Genomic DNA, 405 nt, shown 5'->3' on the forward strand with positions numbered 1-405 from the left:
AGCAAAAAGCTGGGTTGGGCAAGGGGCGGCACATGCAGCGGTGCATGCAGCCGTGAATGGGGCTGTGCAGCGGGTGGGGCGGCCTTGGCCTTGCCGGCCGGTTGCGCGGGCAGCCACTGCACCTGCCACTCGGGGCGGTGGTCGGGCCGCAGCAGCGGGCGCTGCACCTGGTCTTCGCCCAGGCGGGCGGTGATGCGTTCGAGCACCTGCTCCAGGCTTTCGCCATCGGCGGTTTTGTCGGGCAACAGGCTGGCACTGCGCTCTTGCAGCGCTTCGGGGGCATCGGCATGCAAGCTCAGCTCGCCCACGGGGGCTTGCAGCTCCACATGGGCCAGGTGCTCTTGCAGCAGGCGGCACAGGTGCTGCAGATCGCGCGTGGTGCTGGCGGTGTGGATGGGCCGCTCA

Annotated in this window: 1 pseudogene; it reads right to left on the reverse strand. The window is 69.6% G+C overall.

Going from position 1 to position 405, the window contains the following annotated elements:
• Positions 1–405: pseudogene (locus H928_RS32450) on the reverse strand (DNA polymerase Y family protein); the annotation flags it as partial.

The organism is Comamonas sp. B-9, from assembly GCF_000410635.1.
Taxonomy (GTDB): domain Bacteria; phylum Pseudomonadota; class Gammaproteobacteria; order Burkholderiales; family Burkholderiaceae_C; genus Comamonas.